Origin of the sequence: Luteimonas saliphila (genome assembly GCF_016774335.1) — a bacterium.
Lineage (GTDB): Bacteria > Pseudomonadota > Gammaproteobacteria > Xanthomonadales > Xanthomonadaceae > Luteimonas > Luteimonas saliphila.
Genome location: NZ_JAETWA010000042.1, coordinates 96,168 through 115,539, shown reverse-complemented (window position 1 = coordinate 115,539; position 19,372 = coordinate 96,168). Strand labels below are relative to the sequence as shown.

Here is a 19,372-nt window from a genome sequence, read left to right as displayed (position 1 = left end):
GCGCACCGCGCGCACGCGATGACGCCCGGTCAGTCGTGGCCGCCCGACGCCAACCGGGCCATGCGCTGGGCGTCGGCCAGCACGCCGCGCAGCAGCCGCACGTCGCGGTCGTCGAGCCGGCTGCGCATGAAGATCCGCCGCAGCTTGCGCATCGCCGACTCGGGCGCCCGGCCCTTGTGGAAATCGATCGCGTCGAGCGTATCGCCCAGCTGGGCGAAGAATCCTTCGAGTTCGGCATGGCTGGCGGGCAGGTCGCCCGCCTGCGCGGGCGCGGCGCCCGCCCCGGTCGCGGGCGCCAGGTCCTGCAGGCCCAGCATCGCCAGCCGCAGCTCGTAGCACAACACCTGCACCGCGGCGGCCAGGTTGAGCGAGCTGTAAGCCGGATCGGCGGGGATCGTCACCGCGGCGTGGCACAGCTGCAGTTCGTCGTTGTCGAGCCCGGTGCGCTCGCGTCCGAACACCAGTGCCACCTGCGTGCCCTGCGCCGCGGTCGCCACGGCGCGCGCACCGGCCTCGCGCGGCAGCAGTTCCTCCAGCGCGATCCTGCGGCTGCGCGCGGTGCAGCCCAGCACCAGCCGGCAGTCGGCGACCGCTTCGGCCAGGGTCTGCGCCTGCGGCGCGGCGTCGAGCACGTCGCCTGCCCCGGCCGCCATCGCCACCGCATCGGCGTGCGGGAAGCGCTCCGGCGCCACCAGCACCAGCCGCTGCAGGCCCATGGTCTTGATCGCGCGCGCGGCCGAGCCGATGTTGCCCGGGTGCTGGGTGCCGACCAGGACGATGCGGATGCGGCCGGCGGCGTGCAGGAGTTCGCTCATGGCGCGGATGGTAAACTGCGCGCCCGGCCCAGCGCCGGACCGTTCTTTGCCACCCGCCGAAACCCGCCCGCGCCACGGAGTCCGCAATGCTCGCCCCTGCCGTCAACATCATGGTCAAGGCCGCGCGCGCCGGGGGCAACGTGCTGTTGCGGCACATGTACCGGCTGGACGCGCTGAACGTGGTCGAGAAGGACCGGCTGGACTATGCCAGCGAGGTCGACGGGCTGGCCGAGGAAGCGATCATCAAGGAACTGCGGCGGGCCAACCCCGACTACGCCGTGCTCGGCGAGGAAGGCGGCGCGCAGAAGGGCAGCCGCGGCCCCAGCCGCCATACCTGGGTGATCGACCCGCTCGACGGCACCAGCAACTACCTGCACGGCATCCCGCACTGGTGCGTCTCGATCGCGCTGTGCGAGGGGCCCGAGCCGTTGCACGCGGTGGTGTTCGACCCGCTGCGCAACGAGCTGTTCATCGCCAGCCGCGGCGCCGGCGCGCAGCTCAACGACAAGCGCATCCGTGTCGCCGAGCGCAAGGACCTGGCCGGCACGATGCTGGCCACCGGCTTCCCGCCGCGCGAACGCAAGCGGGTCGACGCCCATCTGGACTGCATCAAGGTGTTGTTGCAGGACGCCGAGGACGTGCGCCGCACCGGTTCGGCCGCGCTCGACCTGGCCTGGGTCGCCGCGGGGCGCTGCGACGCCTATTTCGAGGCCGGCGTGCAGTCCTGGGACATCGCCGCCGGCGTGCTGCTGGTGCGCGAGGCCGGTGGCCGCGTCATCGACTTCAAGGGCGGCGCGACCGGCCCCATGCACATTCCGGGCGCGGCGGCCGGCCGCCAGCTCATCGCCGGCAACATCAAGATCACCGACGCTTTGCAGAAGGCGATCGTGGCGTCCGGGTACGCGGCCGCCTTCGCCTGACTCCATCCGGCTTGGACTGTAGGAGCGCCTTCAGGCGCGACCCTGTCGGCGCCCCGATCCCTGGTCACCTGATTGCCTCGCCGCCGCGGGTATCGCGCCCGAAGGCGCTCCTACGAAAAGCAGGAAGGCCGCGCAATGCGCGGCCTTCCTGCTCTCACGAATCACCAATCACGAATTACCACCAATCACGGCCGCCGCGCCAGCGCCGCCTCGTCGCGCGCCTTGGGCAGCAGGTCCTGCTTGGTCACGCGCAGCACGCCCAGCGTCAGCAGCGGACAGGCAACCAGGATCGACGATGCCGTGCCGATCGCGATGCCGATCATCATCGCCTCGGACATGCCCTCCAGCGAGCCGCCGCCGTACAGGTACAGCGCCAGCACCGTCAGGAACGCCACCACCGAGGTGATGATCGTGCGCGACAGGGTCTGGTTGATCGAGGTGTTGAGCACCTCCAGCGGGTCGGCGCGCATGCCGCGGAAGTTCTCGCGAACGCGGTCGAACACCACGATGGTGTCGTTGATCGAGAAGCCCATCACCGTCAGCAGGCCGGCGAGCAGGGTGAGGTCGAACTCGCGGCCGGCCAGCGAGAACCAGCCGGCGACGATCAGCACGTCGCCCAGGGTGGTGATGATCGCCGACACCGCGAACTTCCACTCGAAGCGGAACGCGATGTAGATCAGGAAGCCCAGCACCACGAACACGATCGCGTAGACGCCCTTGCGCGCCAGGTCCTGGCCGACCTGCGGACCGACGTACGAGCGCCCCTTGATGGTGGCGGCGTTGCCCTCGGTCGACGCGGCGCGCAGCACGTCGGCGGCGGTGCGGTCGATCGCCTCGGCGCCGGTGCCGCCATCCTTGGGCTGCAGCCTGATCATCAGGTCGCTGGCGGTACCCATGGTCTGGACCTGGGCGCCGGGATAGCCTGCCGCCTCGAGCCGTCCGCGTACCGCGTCGACGTCCGCCGGCTGCTCGAACACCAGTTCCACGGAGGTACCGCCGGTGAAGTCGAGCGCGTAGTTGAAGCCCTTGGTCGCGACCAGCACGACCGACGCGACCATCAGCAGCAGCATGAAGGCGATGGTGGCGAACCGCCAGCGCATGAAGTCGATGCGGGTATCGGCGGGAATCAGCGTCAGCGGGAACAGTTTCATGGTCTTGGTCTCCGCGCGCTCAGATGGCGATCGACTTGAGTTTGCGGCGGCCGCCGTAGATCAGCATGGCGACGCCGCGCGACACGGTGACCGCGGTGAACACCGAGGTGAGGATGCCGATGACCATCGTCACCGCGAAGCCGCGCAGCGGTCCGGTGCCGAAGGCGTACAGCGCGATGCCGGCCAGCAGCGCGGTCATGTTCGAGTCGAAGATCGTGCCCGACGCCTTGTCGTAGCCGGTCGCGATCGCGGTGCGTGGTGGCAGTCCGGCACGCAATTCCTCGCGGATGCGTTCGTTGATCAGCACGTTGGCGTCGACCGACATGCCGATCGACAGCGCCAGGCCGGCGAAACCCGGAAGTGTCATGGTCGCGCCGAACAGGCTCATCACCGCCACCACCATCAGCAGGTTGAGCAACAGCGCCACGCAGGTGATCAGGCCGAACATGCGGTAGTAGATCGCGAAGAACAGCAGGGTGAACACGAACGCGTACATCACCGCCTGGGTGCCGCGCGCCACGTTCTCGGCGCCGAGCGTCGGGCCGATCACGTTCTCCTCGACGAAATCCATCGGCGCGGCCAGCGCGCCTGCCTTGAGCTGCTTGGCCAGCGAGGCGGCTTCCTCGCGGCTCAGGCCGGTGGTCTGGAAGTCCTTGCCGAATACGCCGCGGATCGTCGACGAGCTGATCACGCGCTCGACCGTACGCGCCGAGCGTACCTCCTCGCCGTTCACCACCGCCACCGTCGGGATCCGCTCGACGTAGACGATACCGAGGCGGTTGCCGACGTTCTCCAGGGTGTGGTCGAGCATGCGCTTGCCGCCGGCGGCGTTGAGCGTGATGCTCACCGCCGGCAGGCCGGTCTGCTGATCGGTCTGCGGCTGCGCGTTGACCAGTTCGTCGCCCGACACCAGCAGCCGGCGCGAGAGCAGCAGCGGCTGGCCGTTCTGGTCGTAGTAGATGCGCGAGCCGGCCGGGATGCTGTTGTCGGCCAGCGCCGCGGCCGCCTGCAGCTCGTCGCCGGTGACGGCGCGGAACTCGAGCGTGGCGGTCGCGCCGATCAGGCGCTTGGCCTCGGCGGTGTCCTGCAGGCCCGGCAACTGGATGACCAGGCGGTCCTCGCCCTGGCGCTGCAGCACCGGCTCGGCCACGCCGATCGCGTTGATGCGGTTGGCGATGACATTGCGGTTCTGCTCGATCGCGTCGCTGGCGATGCGCGCGATCTCCGACTCGGACAGGCGCACGGTGATGCGGTTGCCTTCGACGTCGAGGGTCGGTGCGCCGGTGCCGAGCGCCGCGGTCTGGCTCAGGCCGCCCAGGGCGGTGAGGATCTCGCCGCGCGCGCGCGTGGCATCGGCGGCATCGGACAGCACCACCTGTACGGTGTTGTCCGGGCGGCGTTCGGCGCCGGTGTAGCCGATCCGCGCCTCGCGCAGGGCGGTGCGGATCGCGTCGGCGTAGGCATCGACGCGCTTCTCCAGCGCCGCCTTCTGGTCGACCTGCATCATGAAGTGCACGCCGCCCTGCAGGTCGAGGCCGAGCGACATCGGCCTGGCGCCGAGCGATTCCAGCCACGCCGGCGTGGTCGGCACCAGGTTCAGCGCCGCGGAGTAGTCCTCACCCAGCGCAGGCCGCAGCGCATCGGCAGCACGGGTCTGGGTGGTAGCGTCGGGCAGGCGCACCAGCAGTTGCTCGCCTTCGAGCTCGACCGATCTCGCCTGGACGCCGGCTTGCTCCAGGATGCCCTGCACCCGCGCGACCAGCGCCTCGTCGACGACCGCCGCCGGGCGGTTCCTGGTCACCTGCACCGAGGGATCCTTCTGGTAGAGGTTCGGCACGGCGTACAGCGCGCTGAGCAGCACCACGACCAGGATGAGGGCGTATTTCCAGCGGGGAAAGTCGAGCATTGCGGGTATCGTCTGCGAAGGGGGAGGCACCGGCCCTCAGGCCTCGCCCCCGTGCCCGCCCCGGAACCGGGACAGGAGGATCGGTGCGGTCGCCCGGCGTCGCGGGGCCGGCTCACGCCGGCCGCATCGCGCCACCGTCGCGGTCAGGCCGCCTTGAGCGTGCCCTTGGGCAGCACGTTGGCGATCGCGCCCTTCTGTACGCGGATCTCGACGCGGTCGGCGATCTCCACGGTGATGAAGCTCTCGCCCATCGAGCGCACCACGCCGGCGATACCGCCGTTGGTGATCACCTCGTCGCCGACCGCGAGCTTCTCGAGCATGCCGCGGTGTTCCTTCTGGCGCTTCATCTGCGGACGGATCATCAGGAAGTACATGATCGCGATCAGCACGATCGGCATGATCAGGAAGCTCAGTCCACCGCCCTGGGGGGCGGCGCCGGCGGCGGCCTGGGCGTGGGCCGGGGCGATCAGCAGGTCGAGCAGGGTCATCGGTTCGGTTCCATGTCGCGGAAAATAGCCGGGAATTATGCCACGGCCCCGGCGCGGGGCGCCGTCGGGCGCCGGGCCCGGCGCCTCTGAAGCGGGAAAACCCGCCCGGAGCGGGTCCTATCGCGCCAGACGGGCCGCGTGGAAGGACTCGCGGAAGGCGGCGAAGGTTCCCTGCCCGATCGCCTCGCGCATGTCGGCCATCAGCTTCTGGTAGTACCAGAGGTTGTGCAGGGTCCCCAGGATCGGGCCGAGCATCTCGTTGCAGCGGTCGAGGTGGCGCAGATAGGCGCGGCTGTAGCCGCCGGTGCAGGCCGGGCATCCGCAGCCCTCCTCGATCGGCCGCATGTCGTTCCCGTACTGCGCGTTGCGCACGCGGACCACGCCGGTGGAGGTGAAGTAGTGGCCGTTGCGGGCATTGCGGGTCGGCATCACGCAGTCGAACATGTCGACGCCGCGGGCGACCGCTTCCACCAGGTCCTCCGGCCGACCCACGCCCATCAGGTAGCGCGGCCGGTCATCGGGCAGTTGCGGGCAGGTGTGTTCGAGCATGGCGTTGCGCTCGGCCTCGGTCTCGCCGACGGCGAGGCCGCCGATCGCATAGCCGTCGAAGCCGATCGCCTTCAATCCTTCGGCCGAGCGCGTGCGCAACGCCTGGTGCACGCCGCCCTGGACGATCCCGAACAGCGCCGCGTCGTTGCCCTCGTGGGCCTTCTTCGATCGCTCGGCCCAGCGCAGCGACAGTTCCATCGACCGCTCGACCACGCCCCGGTCCACCGGCTGGCCATCGACCTGCACCGGCGGGCATTCGTCGAAGATCATCACCACGTCCGAGCCGAGCACCTTCTGGATGTGCATCGACTCCTCGGGGCCGAGGAACACCTTCGAGCCGTCGGTGGGCGCGGCGAAGGTCACACCGGCCTCGGTGATCTTGCGCCGGTGTGCCAGCGAGAACACCTGGAACCCGCCCGAATCGGTGAGGATCGGCCCGTCCCAGCGCGCGAAACCGTGCAGCCCGCCGTGCGCCTCGATCACCTCCAACCCCGGCCGCAGGAACAGGTGGAAGGTGTTGCCGAGGATGATCTGCGCCCCCAGCGCACGCACCTGCTCCGGCAGCATGCCCTTGACCGTGCCGTAGGTGCCGACCGGCATGAACGCCGGCGTCTCCACCGTTCCGCGCGGAAACGAGAGCCGGCCGCGGCGCGCGGCGCCGTCGGTGGACAGGAGCTGGAACTGCATGCGGGACATGGAAGAGCCGGGAATGGGGAATGGGGAATGGGGAATGGGGAATGGGGAATGGGGAATGGGGAGTGCTGGCGACTGGCGACTGGCGACTGGCGACCGGAGACTGCGACCGCGAGCGCGACCGGCGAGAGCCTAATGGTTTGTCATCCCGAGCGCAGCGAGGGATCTTCTTTGCGGCGACGCAGAGCCAGATCCCTCACTGCGTTCTGGATGACATCGCACTGGTCGCGACATGACGCCGCCTGACGCTACACCGGGGGGACGTGACCCTGAGAGTGCCGTATCCCGGGAGGTCATGACGCTGCAACCTGGGACCGTGTGCCTCCAATCGCCGAGGACGTAGCCGAGACGACACGACTCGCCGATTGCCTGAAGCCCGGCTGGCAGCGGGTCGAAAGGCGACGTCCCTGGTGGCGAGTCCGCCGATGGCCGACGCTACAACGCATCCCCCTCCCGCCGCCGGAACGCCACCAGCGGCGCATCGGCCAGGCGCAGCGCGAGCGTCGTGCCGGGAGCAGGGATCGCGTGCCCGGACACGTCGACCTCGGCCACCTCGCCCTCCGGCAGGCGCAGCAGCAGGACGTGCTGCGGACCACGGAATATCGTCGCAAGCACTTCCGCGCGGAGCGCGCCATTGTCGTCCGGCACCAGTTGGTCCGGCCGCAGCAGCACGTCGCCGCCGCCCGGCAGGCCCAGCGCCGCCGCCGGCAGCACGCAACCGCGGCCGACGAAGCCGGCGACGAAGCGGTCCGCCGGTGCCCGGTACAGGGTTTGCGCGTCGGCCCACTGCAGGATCCGGCCGCGGTCCATCACCCCGATCGCATCGGCCATGGCGAACGCCTCGGCCTGGTCGTGGGTGACCAGCAGCGCGGTGGTACCGGTGCGGTGGAGGATCGCGCGCAACTCGGCGGCGAGGCGTTCGCGGGTGTCGATGTCGAGGTTGGAGAACGGCTCGTCGAGCAGCAGCAGCGACGGCGACGGCGCCAGCGCGCGCGCGAGCGCCACGCGCTGCTGCTGGCCACCGGACAACTCGTGCGGATACGCGCCGGCGCGATCGGGCAGACCGACCAGCGCCAGTACCTCGGCGATCCGCGCATCGCGGACGTTACGCGGCTGCGCGGCGAGCCCGAAGCCGACGTTGCCGGCGACGTCCAGGTGCGGGAACAGCGCGTAGTCCTGGAACATCATGCCGATCCCGCGCCGCTCCGGCGGCAGCGTGGCCGCGGTGGTCGACAGGACATGTCCGTCGAGCTCGATGCGGCCCGCGCGCAGCGGCTCGAATCCCGCGATCGCGCGCAGCACCGTGGTCTTGCCGCAGCCGGAGGCGCCGAGCAGGCAGCCGATCGTGCCCCTGGCCAGCGACAACGACAGGTGGTCGACCACGGTGCGCTCGCCACCGGGGCCCGGGTAGGCCACGCGGATGTCGTCTAGCCGGAGCATGGCCTCGCTCATGCCGGCGCGACCTCGTGTCCGTACTCCAACCCGGTGCGCGCCAGCAGGATCACCGGCAGCAGGCCGGCCAGCACGATCAGCAGCGCGGCCACCGCGCCCTCCTCGTAGGCGCCGCGCGCGGCATCGGCGTACAGCCAGGTCGCCAGCGTCTCGAAGTTCAACGGGCGCAGCAGCAGCGTCGCCGGCAGTTCCTTCATCGCGTCGACGAACACCAGCAGCGCGGCGGCGGCGATGGCCGGCCGCAGCAGCGGCAGGTGCACGCGTCCGAGCACCGTGCCCGGCGCGGCGCCGAGTCCGCGCGCGGCCTGGTCCAGCGATGGCGCGATCCGCGAGAAGCCCGCCTCGATGCCGCCGGCGGCGATCACCAGGAAACGCAGCACGTACGCCAGCACCAGCGCGCCGAGCGAGCCCATCAGCAGCATCCGCGGCTCGAGGCCGGCGGCGCGCATCAGCACGTTGGCACCGTCGTCGAACCAGGCCAGCGGCGCGAGCAGGCCGATCGCCAGCACCGTGCCCGGCACCGCATAGCCCAGGCCGCCGACGCGCAGGGCGGCCGAAGCCAGCCGGGTGCGGCGCCGCGCCTGCGCCAGCCGCAGCGCCCAGGCGAGCACGAGGCCGGCGCCAAGCGTTGCGGCCGTGGCCAGCAGCGCGACCCGCAAGGTGTTCCAGGTACTGCGCCACAGCATCGGCGAAACGCCGGCGCCGTCGGCGATGCGCAGCCAGCTCTCGATCGCCAGGTGCGTGGCCGGCGCGACGAAGCCGAGCGCGACCGGCAACGCCACCAGCGCCAGCGCGACCCAGCCCGCGACGCCTCGCAGCGGCTGCGGCTGCATCGGCCGCGGGCGCATCGCGCTGGCATAACCCGCGCGCCGGCGCCCGAAACGTTCCAGTGCGATCACCGCGATCACCACCACCAGCATCGACAGCGCGATCTGCGCCGCGCCCGGCAGGTCGCTGCGCGTCACCCAGGTGGTGTAGACGGACACGGTGAGCGTCTGCACGCCAAGGAATTCCGAGGCGCCGATGTCGCCGAGCGTCTCCAGCAGCGCCAGCGCCGCGCCCACCGCGATCGCCGGCCGCGCGAGCGGCAGGGCCACCCGCCACAGCAGCGCCGCGCGCCCAGCGCCGAGCGTACGCGCGGCTTCCAGCAGGCCTGCCGCCTGGGTCATGAACATCGCGCGCGTGGTGATGTAGACGTAGGGATACAGCACCAGCCCGAGCAGCACGATGCAACCGGGCAGGCCGCGGATGTCGGGCAGCCGGAACTCGCGCGGGCCTTCGTATCCGAGCACGCCACGGATCGCGCCCTGCACCGGGCCCAGCGGGTGCAGCAGGTCGAGGTAGGCGTAGGCGACGATGTAGGTGGGCACCGCCAGCGGCAGCAGCAGCGCCCACGCCATCACCGCGCGACCGGGGAAATCGTAGGCCGTCACCAGCCACGCGGCGCCGGTACCGATCGCCACGGCCAACACGCCCACGCCCAGCAGCAGCCACAGCGTATTGCGTGCCGCCTGCGGCAGCACGTTGGCCACGATGTGCGGCCAGGCGTCGCTGCCCTCGGCGGCGGTCCAGGCCAGCGCCAGCAGCGGCAGCAGCGCAATGGCGGCGATCGCCAGCGCGGCGAGCAGCCAGCCATCGGGCCGCGCGCGCGAACGCACGGCAGCCATGGCCAACGCACTGGCAGCGGCGGTCATCCCCTGGCGGCTCCGAGCGGAATCGCGATCAGCCGGCACCGGTTCGACACCGGCACGCACGCGGCGTCCTGTCCCTCGCCGATTCCCGATTCCCGATTCCCCATTCCCGCGCTGTCAGTTGTCGAACCCGACCCGGTCGACCAGCTCGCTGGCCTGGCGGCGGTGTTCGGCGATCCGCGCCAGCGGCAGCGCGTCGACCTGCATCGGCCCGAAGCTGGCGACGACCGGGTCGAGTTCGACGCCGGCCTTCACCGGGTACTCGTAGTTCGCCTTCGCGTACAGGCTCTGCGCCTGGTCGGAAACCAGGTACTCCAGCAGCTTCACCGCGTTGTCGCTATTGGGCGCATGCAGCGCCATGGCCGCGCCGCTGATGTTGACGTGGGTGCCGCCGCCGTCGATGGCGAAGGTCGGGCGGACCACCTGGATCGCATCGCCCCACTGGCGCTGCTCGCTGCCCTCGGGTTCGTTCTTCATGCGGCCGACGTAGTAGGCGTTGGCGATGCCGATCTCGCAGATGCCGGCGAGGATGTCGCGCGCCACGTCGCGGTCGCCGCCGGCGGCCTTGCGCGCCAGGTTGGCCTTGACCCCGCGCAGCCAGGTCTCGGTGGCCTCGGCGCCGTGGTGGGCGATCATCGCCGCGATCAGGCTGGTGTTGTACGGGTGCTGCCCCGAACGGATGCAGACCTTGCCCTTCCACTTCGGATCGGCGAGTTGCTCGTAGGTGAAGCCGTCGAGCGCGAGGTCCTTGTCGGCGTAGAGGATGCGGTCGCGCAACGAGAGCGCGAACCACTGGCCGTCGGCGCCGCGCAGATGCGCGGGAACGGCGTCGGCCAGCACCTGCGATTCCACCGGCCGGGTCTGGCCGGCGTCGACCAGGTCGAGCAGGTTGCCGGTATCGACGGTCATCAGCACGTCCGCCGGCGAACGCTGCCCTTCCGCGCGCACCCGCTCGAGCAGGCCGTCGCGCACGAACACGGTGTTGACCCGGGTGCCGGTCTGCGCGGTGAATGCATCGAGCAGCGGCTGGATCAGGCCCGGTTCGCGGGTGGTGTAGAGGGTGACCTCGCCAGCGGGGGGGCTGGACTCCGCAGCGGCGCCGGTCGCCTGTCGATCCTGCTGGCCGCAGGCGGCGAACAACAGCGCGATGCCGGACAACAGCAGCGAAGCAGGCAGGCTCGTCCGCGACAGGCGGGCGGCTCGGGCGAAGGGTCGCATCAAGAAAGACTCCTGTGTCAGTCGGGGGTAGCCGGCTCGGGCGTTGCCAGAAACCACGGCGGCTGGAGCGGAAATGAGAATTATACTCACCTGGCCAGATGCGGCCAGGGCGCGCGTTTCCACAGTCGCAGCTGTAGGAGCGCCTTCAGGCGCGATGCTTTCCAGGACGCTTTCCAGAACGCCACCCGTCAAGAGCGATTCAAAAAGCGATCGCGCCTGAAGGCGCTCCTACATCTCGTTGGGTCATGGCTGCGGGAACAGCAGCATCGCGTCGCCATAGGAGAAGAACCGGTAGCGCTCGCGCACCGCGTGGGCGTAGGCGGCCAGGATCCGCGCGCGGCCGGCGAAGGCGGACACCAGCATCAGCAGGGTCGATTCGGGCAGGTGGAAATTGGTCAGCAGCGCATCGACGCTGCGGATGCGGTAGCCGGGGAAGATGAAGATCCGGGTTTCGCCGGCGAACGGATGCAATTCGCCGTCCCGCATCGCACTCTCGAGCGCGCGCACAACGGTGGTGCCCACCGCGACCACGCGGCCCCCGGCCTCGCGCGTGCGCCGGACCTGGGCGACCAGTCCGGCACCGACGTTGAGCCACTCGCTGTGCATGCGGTGGGCATGCAGGTCGTCCTCGCGCACCGGCTGGAAGGTACCGGCGCCCACGTGCAGGGTGACGTGCCCGAACGCGACCCCGCGTCCACGCAGTGTCGCGAGCAGCGCGTCGTCGAAATGCAGCCCCGCGGTCGGCGCCGCGACCGCGCCGATCTCGCGCGCGAACACGGTCTGGTAGCGCTCGGCATCGTCGCGCCCGGGCTCGCGGCGGATGTAGGGCGGCAGCGGCAGGCGGCCGGCCTCGAGCAGCCAGGACTCCAGCGCGCCGTCGACCTGGAAGCGCAGGTGGTAGAACTCGCCGTCGCGGCCCAGCACCTGCGCCTCGCCACCGGCATCGAGCGCGATGCGACCACCCGGCTTCGGTGGCTTGCTGGCGCCGACCTGGGCACGCGCCTCGTTGCCCGGCAACAGGCGCTCGATCAGGATCTCGACCCGGCCGCCGGTGTCCTTCTGCCCGAACAGCCGCGCCGGGATCACCCGGGTGTCGTTGAACACCAGCAGGTCGCCGGGGTGCAGCCAGTCGCCGAGCTCGCGCACCTGGGCATCGACCAGGGGCGCGTCGCCGGGCGGCACCACGAGCATCCGGCTGGCAGAACGCTCCGGCAGTGGCGCCTGCGCGATCAGTTCGGGCGGCAGGTGGTAGTGGAAATCCGATTTCTTCATCGCCGGATTGTAGGGTGGCCCCGCGCCACCATCGCCCTGGTCCCGATCGCGATGCGCTGGGGCCGGGACTTCGTGATGGCGGGCCCGCCCGCCATCGGGCTCGGTTCCCATGGCCTTGTGACAGGCCGAGCCCTCGTAATGGCGGGCCGGAACCCGCCCTAGCGCTCGAACTTGGTCGACAGGATGACCGCGGACGTGGTCCGCTCCACCCCTTCGATCGCGCCGATCCGGTCGGTCAGATCGTCCATGTCGGCGACCGCCGGCACCACGCCCATCGCCACCAGGTCGTGCGCGCCGCTGACCGAATGCAGGCTGCGCACCTCGGGCATGCCGCGCAGCGCCTGTACCACCGCGGGCATCTGCTTGGGCAGCACGGTGATCAGGATGTGGGCGCGGATGTGGCCGCGCTCGACCTCCTCGTTGACGCGCACGGTGTAGCCGCGGATCACGTCCTCGCGCTCGAGCCGTTCGATCCGGCTCTGTACCGTGGTCCGCGACAACCCGAGCCGGCGAGCGATCTCGGCGATCGACGCGCGCGCGTTCTCGCGCAGGGCGGACAGGAGCTGGGCGTCGGCAGGGGTGATTTTCATGATCTGCGCAATCGGCTCGTCGATTCGACGAAATCGTACGATATTCTGCGCAAATCGACCCTACCTTGTGCCGACAGGATCGAGATAATAGGGGCTTCGCCGACCGTGCCCGCGGACCGGACCCGTCACCCGCGACCTCCTCCGCCCGGCTGGCGGACGCGAGGTCGCCTCCCAGGAGAACGCACGATGCCCGTGATCGACGCCCTCGCCCCGCTGCGCGCACACAGCGGCCAGCGCCGCACCCGCGGCCTCGACGACGCCACGATCGAGCGTCTTGCCGCGACCCATCCCGAGCTTCGCGCCGCGATCGACGCCGCCGCCGCGGAATACGCGCGCGTGCAGGACGAGTTCGCCGATCTCCTCGACCTCGACGAAACCGCCCAGATCGAGGCCGTGCAGGCCGGCTACGTGAATTTCTACCCCGGCGACGCGGTGAATCCCTATCTCGCGCTCACCGCGCGCGGGCCGTGGATCGTCACCCTCAAGGGCGCGGTGGTCCACGATTCGGGCGGCTACGGCATGCTCGGCTTCGGCCACGCGCCGCAGGCGGTGCTCGACGCGATGGCCAAACCGCAGGCGATGGCCAACGTGATGACGCCGGGCCTGTCGCAGCTGCGCTTCGACCGCGCCATGCGCCGTGAGATCGGCCACACCCGCGGCCAGTGCCCGTTCGCGCGCTTTTTGTGCCTGAACTCGGGTTCGGAAGCGGTGGGCCTGGCCGCGCGCATCGCCGATGTCGGCACCAAGCTGGCGACCGATCCGGGCGCGAAGCATGCCGGCGCCACCGTCAAGCGCATCGTGGTCAAGGGCAGCTTCCACGGCCGCACCGAACGCCCGGCGCTGTACTCCGATTCCAGCCGCAAGGCCTACCTGAAGCACCTCGCCAGCTTCCGCGGCGAGGATTCGCTGATCGCGATCGAACCCTACGACGTCGCGGCGCTGCAACGCGCGTTCGCCGAGGCCGACGCCAACGGCTGGTTCGTCGAGGCGGTGTTCCTCGAGCCGGTGATGGGCGAAGGCGATCCGGGCCGGGCGCTGCCGCGCGCGTTCTACGATGCCGCGCGCGAACTGACGAAGGCGCACGGCTCGCTGCTGCTGGTCGATTCGATCCAGGCCGGCCTGCGCGCGCATGGCGTGCTGTCGATCGTCGACTACCCGGGCTTCGAAGGTTGCGAAGCGCCGGACATGGAGACCTACTCCAAGGCGCTCAACGCCGGCCAGTACCCGCTGTCGGTGCTGGCCGTCACCGAGCGCGCCGCGAACCTCTACCGCAGCGGCATCTACGGCAACACCATGACCACCAACCCGCGCGCGCTCGACGTGGCCTGCGCGGTGCTCGATGCCATCACGCCGCAGCTGCGCGCCAACATCCGCGAGCGCGGCAGGGAAGCGGTCGCCAGGCTCGAGGCGCTGAAGGCCGAACTCGGCGGCCTGGTCACCGGGGTGCAAGGCACCGGGCTGCTGTTCTCGTGCGAACTGGCGCCGCAGTACAAATGCTACGGCGCGGGCTCCACCGAGGAATGGCTGCGCGAGCGCGGCATCGGCGTGATCCACGGCGGCGCCAATTCGCTGCGCTTCACCCCGCGCTTCGACACCCAGTCCGACGAACTCGAACTGCTGGTGTCGATGGTGGGCAAGGCGCTGCGCGAGGGACCGCGGCAGGAAGCGGCGGAAGCGGCCTGATCGGGAACCGGCGCCGTCGCCTGCCCGATTGCGGCAGGCGACGCCGACTCAGGGGCTGCGCATTTCCAGGCCCAGCGCCTCGGCGATCGCCTTCCACGGCACGATCTTGTAGTTCTGGTTCTCCACCGGCATGACGTTGCGCCCGTCCTGCGCGACGAAGGCCCCGTGCTCGAAACCGGGGCCGAGGTTGCCGCTGCTGACCTCCAGACCGTCGGTTTCGGAAATGCCGTCGATGCCGCGGACCGGATCGCCGGCCACGGCGAACGACCCGAGGTATTCCTGGCTGCCCTCGAGTCGATACACCGCGTAGGTATCGTTGCCCTGGCTCGAGGCGACGATGTAGCCGCGGCCATCGCCGAGGTGGTACAGCCCCATGCCCTCGATGTCGTCCCGGATCGCGGGATTGGCGTCGACGCGGTCGACCGCGGTCATCTCGTCGCCGCCATCGGGCTCGGCCGGCAGCTTCCACAAGGCCACGTCCTCCTCGCCCACGTACAGCGTGGCCGACGCGTCGTCGGCGACGCAGCCTTCGGTCTGCGAATCGAACGCCAGTTCCCGTACCAGTTCGGTGCGCACGCGGCCACCGCCGGCGTCGACCAGCCGCCACTGCTTCTTCGCGGTGTCGTCGCCGTTGACGAAGACATACGTGTTGCCGTTGCGCGGGCTGCGGAACATGCACAGGCCGTAGGGATCGTGCAGGCCGGTAGGCTGCCGGCCATCGGCGATGTCGACCAGCTCGCCCGTGTCGGCATCGAGCCGGTAGATCGCGATGCTCTTGTCGGTGCGGTTGCTGGCCGTGACCAGGGTGACCTCGCGGTCGCCCAGCCTGAAACCATCGCGCAGATCCACGTTGTTCATCTTGCCGTCGGCCAGGAACTGCCGCCGTCGGCCCTGCATGTCGTACACGTACAGGCCCGCCTTCTTGTCGGTGGCGATGACGAGGCTCTTCTCCGGCTGGGTCGGATGCACCCAGATCGCGGGGTCGTCGGCGGCGTCGCCGAAGCTGTCGACCGGCAACGTTTCGGCGACCGCAACGACCACGGCGACCGTCGGCTTGGCCGCTTCGCGTGCTTCTCCGGGCGCGGTTCCCGCGGCAACGCCGAGCGCCCGTGCGAGCGTCGTCATCGACACGAGCTTGACGTCGGGGCCGTCCTCGTCGACGACCAGCAACACCCCGTTCGGATAATGCCCGCCGATCGCGGTACTGGCCGCGTACAGCGGGCCCGGTTCGCCGAGGGGTTCGGCGGCGCCGCGTCCCGACACCGTCGCGCTGCCGATGAAGGCCGCGTCGCGTTCCAGGTCGTAGACGTTCAACGTGCCCGCGGATGCGTTCGACGCCAGCAACCAGCGTGCGCCTTCGCCGCCGTCGTGGATCGCCAGCCCGCCGACCTCTTCTGCGATGTGGCCCCTCGGGGAATCGACCAGCACGGCGGACACGTCGGCTTCCGGATCGGCATTGAAGCGCCAGATGCCGACGGCTTCCTCCGAGGCATAGACGTGGCCGGCGCGCGCATCGACGACGCACTGCTTCAACGGCGAGGGTACGCCGATCCGCCGCACCTGCCGCGCGTCGAGCCTGCCGTCGGCCGTGCCGTGGATCACCTGCTGATCGACTTCACCGCCATCGCCGACGATGAAGGCATGCAGCGCGCCATCGAGCGGGTGCCGGTACAGGCAGATCCCCTCGCCCGCGAAGCCCAGCGGGATCTCGCGCGCGCCGACCTCGGTCAACGCATCATCGGCGAAGCGGAACAACCGCAGGCGGTGGCCGTCGCCGTCGATGGCGGCCACGATCGTCGCGTCGGTCCCACCGACGGGGACACCGCTGGCCGCATCCACGCCCACCACCTCGCCTGCCGGCGTGGCGCCGAGCCGCTTGCCCGCCAGCGAATACAGCTCGAGTCCGCCCAGCGCAGCGGTCGCGACGATCCGGGGTTCGCCTGCGGAGTCGACGGCATGGACCAGCGCGGCGCTGCCGATTTCTCCCGAGGTCGTCGGCGCAGTCGCCGCGTGGGCCTCGACGGTCGGCACCTGCTGCTGCGCAGCATCCGACGAACACGCCGACGCCATCGCCACGGATACGCAAGCAAGGGCGATAAGTAGATGATTTTTCATGATTCCTCCCGGAGATCCGGCGCGTGGGCGCGCTCGATGCAGAGCCTGGTTGGCGTCCAAGCTAACGCGGCCCGAGTACAATTTGCAAGAAAAATTCTATTTCTCTTGAAATATGGAATGTTTGTTCGTAATCTCCGCCCACGCGCTGCCTTCGCGTCCTTCGCAAACACCGGCAGCCGACTCGTCCTCGGGAGGGACAGAACATGCGGACCTTGCGTCGAAGTGCCCTTTTCAAGGCATTGGTGCTCTGCCAGTGCGCGGTATTGCCATCCATCGCGTCGGCACAGGAATCGACGGGCGACACGCGCCAGGCGTCGGAAGCCACCGACCTGGATGCGATCGTGGTCACCGGCCGTCGTGCCGCCGATCGCCTGGCGATCGACGACAAGCGCAGCGCCGATGGCCAGGTCGATGCGATCCGCGCCGACGACGTCGGCCGCCTGCCCGACCAGAACGTGGCCGAGGCCGTGCGCCGACTGCCCGGCGTGACCACGGTCAACGACCAGGGCGAAGGCCGATACCTCACGGTACGCGGCGTCTCGCCCGACCTGCTCAACGTGACGCTCAACGGCCAGACGGCCGCGGCGCCGGAACCGGAAAGCCGGCAGGTCAAGCTCGACGACATCCCGTCGGCGTTGATCGGTGGCGTGACCGTCTCCAAGACGCTCACGCCGGACATGGATGCGAACGCGATCGCGGGACAGGTGAACATCGAAACCGTGTCGGCGTTCGACCGCAACCGCACCTTCGGTTCGGCGCGCGCCGCCTACGGCCGCTACGACATCAACGGCGAGAACCCGTACGAGTACGATGCGTCGTTCGGCAGCGTGTTCGGCGCCGACAGGCAGTTCGGCGCGGTGCTGGCGGTCAACCGCTCCGACCGCAAGATCGGCTCGCAGAACGTGCAGAACCCGGGCGGCTGGATCGAGATCGACGGCAATCAGGTCCCAGAAGGCCTGGAGGTGCGGCAGTACAACACCCACCGCCAGCGCACCGGCGCAGTCGCCAACTTCGACTGGAAGGCCAGCGAGAACGCTTCGGTGTTCCTGCGCTTCATGTACTCGAAGTACCAGGACCAGGAAACGCGCGACGCGTTCGCCGTCGAGCTGGACGAGGACGGCATCGCGCCCGGCTCCGCCACCAGCGGCACGTTCGAGGGCGCCGAGGCGATCCGCGCGATCCGCACGCGCGAGGAAACCACCACCAGCTTCACCGCCTCGACCGGCGGCGAGTTCCGCTTCGGCGACAACAGGCTCGAGCTCGAGGCGACCTATTCCCGGGCCAACAAGCGCGATCCGCGCCGCGACGAATGGGGCTTCGTGGCCGAAGACGTCTCCGGCAGCTACTCGATCGGCCCGCGCAGCTACGACTTCTCGTTCGCCGACGACGCCGCGTTCGACCCCGCCAATTTCGAACCCGACTTCTTCGAACCCGAGTCGCGGCGGGCGGTGGAAGACCTGTACCAGTTCCGCGCCGACTACGTCATGCCGTTCGGTGGCGACGGCTCAGACCTGCAGGTCGGCGTGAAGTACCTGCGCCGCGACAAGGACAACGACGTGGACGGTCGCGCCTGGGAATACGACGATGGCGACCTGACGATGGCCGATGTCGCCGGAAACACGGTCGACAGCGTGTTCGGTAGCCGATACCGGCTCGGGCCGCTGGTCAGCGGACCGCGTGCGGACGCCTACTTCAACGCCAACCCGGGGGAATTCGAGGAAGACGCCGAAGGCACGCTCAGCGCGACCCTGGCGACGGACTTCCGGATCGAGGAGACCATCACCGCCGCCTACGCGATGGCACGGCTGTGGTTCGGCAACGTCACCGTCATCCCGGGCCTGCGCATCGAGCACACGAAGGGATCGTACGCCGCGCATGCCTTCGACGTGGAGACCTCCTCGATCGACCAGCCGTTCAACGTGTTCGGATCGCGCAGCTACACCGACCTCTTCCCCGGCGTGAACATCCGCTGGGATGCCGGCGACAACCTGGTCGTCCGCGGCGCGGTGACCCGTGCGATCGGGCGGCCCAACTACGAGTCGATCGCCCCGTTCGTCGAGATCCAGGGCGCCGGGAGTCTCGAACCCGAAGTCACGATGGGCAACCCGGACCTGGATCCGCTGTACTCGACCAACCTCGACCTGTCCGTCGAGTACTACGTCGGCAACCGCGGCGTGCTCTCGGCCGCGGTGTTCTACAAGGACATCAGCAACCCCATCTATGCCGTCACCCGCACCGACCAGGACGGTGTGTTCGGCGGGTTGCCGCTCACCGGCGCCGAGGTCGGCACCTGGGACAATGCCGAGAAGGCGAAGGTGTCCGGCATCGAGCTCAACGCCCAGTACGAACTTGGCTTCCTGCCCTCACCCTTCGACGGTTTCAGCGTCGGCGGCAACATCACCTTCGTCGATTCGGAAGCCGAAGGACTGCCGGCGCGCAGCGACACGGTTCCCTTGATCAGCCAGTCCGACCGCGTGGCGTCGGCCCAGCTGAGCTACGAGAAGTACGGCTTCTCGGCGCGGCTGGCCTACACCTATCGCTCTGCGATGCTCAACGAGGCCAGCGAGGACGATCCCGAGGAGGACATCTACTGGGACTCGCTGAAGCAATGGGACATCAAGTTCGGCTACGAGATCAATCCGCGCTGGTCGGTGTTCCTGGAGGGTTCCAACCTCAACGACGCGGCGATGCGCGCCTACGTCGGCCGCCGCGAGCGGACGATGGAGCAGGAGATGTACGGCTGGTCGGCGCGCATGGGCGTGCAGTTCAAGTTCTGATCACTGCATCGACGAAGCCTGACCTCGCCTCCAGCGGCGGCCCATGGCCGCC

The 19,372-nt window shown here is 69.7% G+C and carries 14 protein-coding genes; 3 read left to right on the top strand and 11 right to left on the bottom strand.

Annotated features, from left to right (window positions below; genetic code table 11):
- Window positions 1-29: 29 nt before the first annotated feature.
- Complete coding sequence (locus JMO03_RS13160) at window positions 30-815, bottom strand: RNA methyltransferase (protein WP_425491849.1); 786 nt, start codon at window positions 813-815, stop codon at window positions 30-32.
- An 86-nt stretch (window positions 816-901) separates the two neighbouring features.
- Here JMO03_RS13160 and JMO03_RS13155 point away from each other — a divergent pair, with 86 nt between their 5' ends.
- The gene (locus JMO03_RS13155; protein WP_202844020.1) at window positions 902-1,735 is read left to right on the top strand and encodes an inositol monophosphatase family protein; all 834 of its coding nucleotides are present in this window, start codon (window positions 902-904) and stop codon (window positions 1,733-1,735) included.
- Between the two features lie 185 nt (window positions 1,736-1,920).
- Here JMO03_RS13155 and secF read toward each other — a convergent pair whose 3' ends face one another.
- From secF to JMO03_RS13110, 9 genes are all read right to left on the bottom strand, one after another.
- Complete coding sequence (secF, locus tag JMO03_RS13150) at window positions 1,921-2,886, bottom strand: protein translocase subunit SecF (RefSeq protein ID WP_202844019.1); 966 nt, start codon at window positions 2,884-2,886, stop codon at window positions 1,921-1,923.
- 19 nt (window positions 2,887-2,905) lie between these two features.
- The gene (secD, locus tag JMO03_RS13145) at window positions 2,906-4,792 is read right to left on the bottom strand and encodes a protein translocase subunit SecD (RefSeq protein ID WP_202844017.1); all 1,887 of its coding nucleotides are present in this window, start codon (window positions 4,790-4,792) and stop codon (window positions 2,906-2,908) included.
- A gap of 143 nt (window positions 4,793-4,935) precedes the next feature.
- Window positions 4,936-5,280, bottom strand: a complete 345-nt coding sequence (gene yajC, locus JMO03_RS13140) for a preprotein translocase subunit YajC (RefSeq protein ID WP_202844014.1) — start codon at window positions 5,278-5,280, stop codon at window positions 4,936-4,938.
- 117 nt (window positions 5,281-5,397) lie between these two features.
- Entirely contained in the window at window positions 5,398-6,525 is a 1,128-nt protein-coding gene (gene tgt / locus JMO03_RS13135; protein ID WP_202844013.1) for a tRNA guanosine(34) transglycosylase Tgt, read from the bottom strand.
- 432 nt (window positions 6,526-6,957) lie between these two features.
- Window positions 6,958-7,974 (bottom strand): ABC transporter ATP-binding protein, encoded by a 1,017-nt coding sequence (locus JMO03_RS13130; protein ID WP_238346159.1) that lies wholly within the window; start codon window positions 7,972-7,974, stop codon window positions 6,958-6,960.
- Complete coding sequence (locus tag JMO03_RS13125) at window positions 7,971-9,668, bottom strand: ABC transporter permease (RefSeq protein ID WP_202844010.1); 1,698 nt, start codon at window positions 9,666-9,668, stop codon at window positions 7,971-7,973. The genes JMO03_RS13130 and JMO03_RS13125 overlap by 4 nt, the downstream gene beginning before the upstream one ends.
- Before the next feature lie 114 nt (window positions 9,669-9,782).
- The gene (locus tag JMO03_RS13120; RefSeq protein ID WP_202844009.1) at window positions 9,783-10,883 is read right to left on the bottom strand and encodes a Fe(3+) ABC transporter substrate-binding protein; all 1,101 of its coding nucleotides are present in this window, start codon (window positions 10,881-10,883) and stop codon (window positions 9,783-9,785) included.
- Window positions 10,884-11,126: 243 nt separating this feature from the next.
- A complete protein-coding gene (gene queA, locus JMO03_RS13115; protein ID WP_202844008.1) occupies window positions 11,127-12,155 on the bottom strand; it encodes a tRNA preQ1(34) S-adenosylmethionine ribosyltransferase-isomerase QueA in 1,029 nt (342 codons plus the stop codon).
- Window positions 12,156-12,313: 158 nt separating this feature from the next.
- The gene (locus JMO03_RS13110; RefSeq protein ID WP_202844006.1) at window positions 12,314-12,745 is read right to left on the bottom strand and encodes an Lrp/AsnC family transcriptional regulator; all 432 of its coding nucleotides are present in this window, start codon (window positions 12,743-12,745) and stop codon (window positions 12,314-12,316) included.
- A gap of 186 nt (window positions 12,746-12,931) precedes the next feature.
- Between JMO03_RS13110 and JMO03_RS13105 the strand changes: the two genes are divergently transcribed.
- Window positions 12,932-14,428 carry an aminotransferase class III-fold pyridoxal phosphate-dependent enzyme gene (locus tag JMO03_RS13105; protein ID WP_202844004.1) on the top strand — a complete coding sequence of 499 codons (1,497 nt, stop codon included), beginning with the start codon at window positions 12,932-12,934 and terminating at the stop codon, window positions 14,426-14,428.
- Between the two features lie 48 nt (window positions 14,429-14,476).
- On the opposite strand, the gene JMO03_RS13100 is transcribed toward JMO03_RS13105, so the two are convergent.
- The gene (locus JMO03_RS13100; protein WP_273544262.1) at window positions 14,477-16,543 is read right to left on the bottom strand and encodes a phytase; all 2,067 of its coding nucleotides are present in this window, start codon (window positions 16,541-16,543) and stop codon (window positions 14,477-14,479) included.
- 263 nt (window positions 16,544-16,806) lie between these two features.
- On the opposite strand from JMO03_RS13100, the gene JMO03_RS13095 reads away from it, so the two are divergent.
- A complete protein-coding gene (locus JMO03_RS13095) occupies window positions 16,807-19,320 on the top strand; it encodes a TonB-dependent receptor (protein ID WP_202843999.1) in 2,514 nt (837 codons plus the stop codon).
- The last annotated feature ends 52 nt before the right edge of the window (window positions 19,321-19,372 follow it).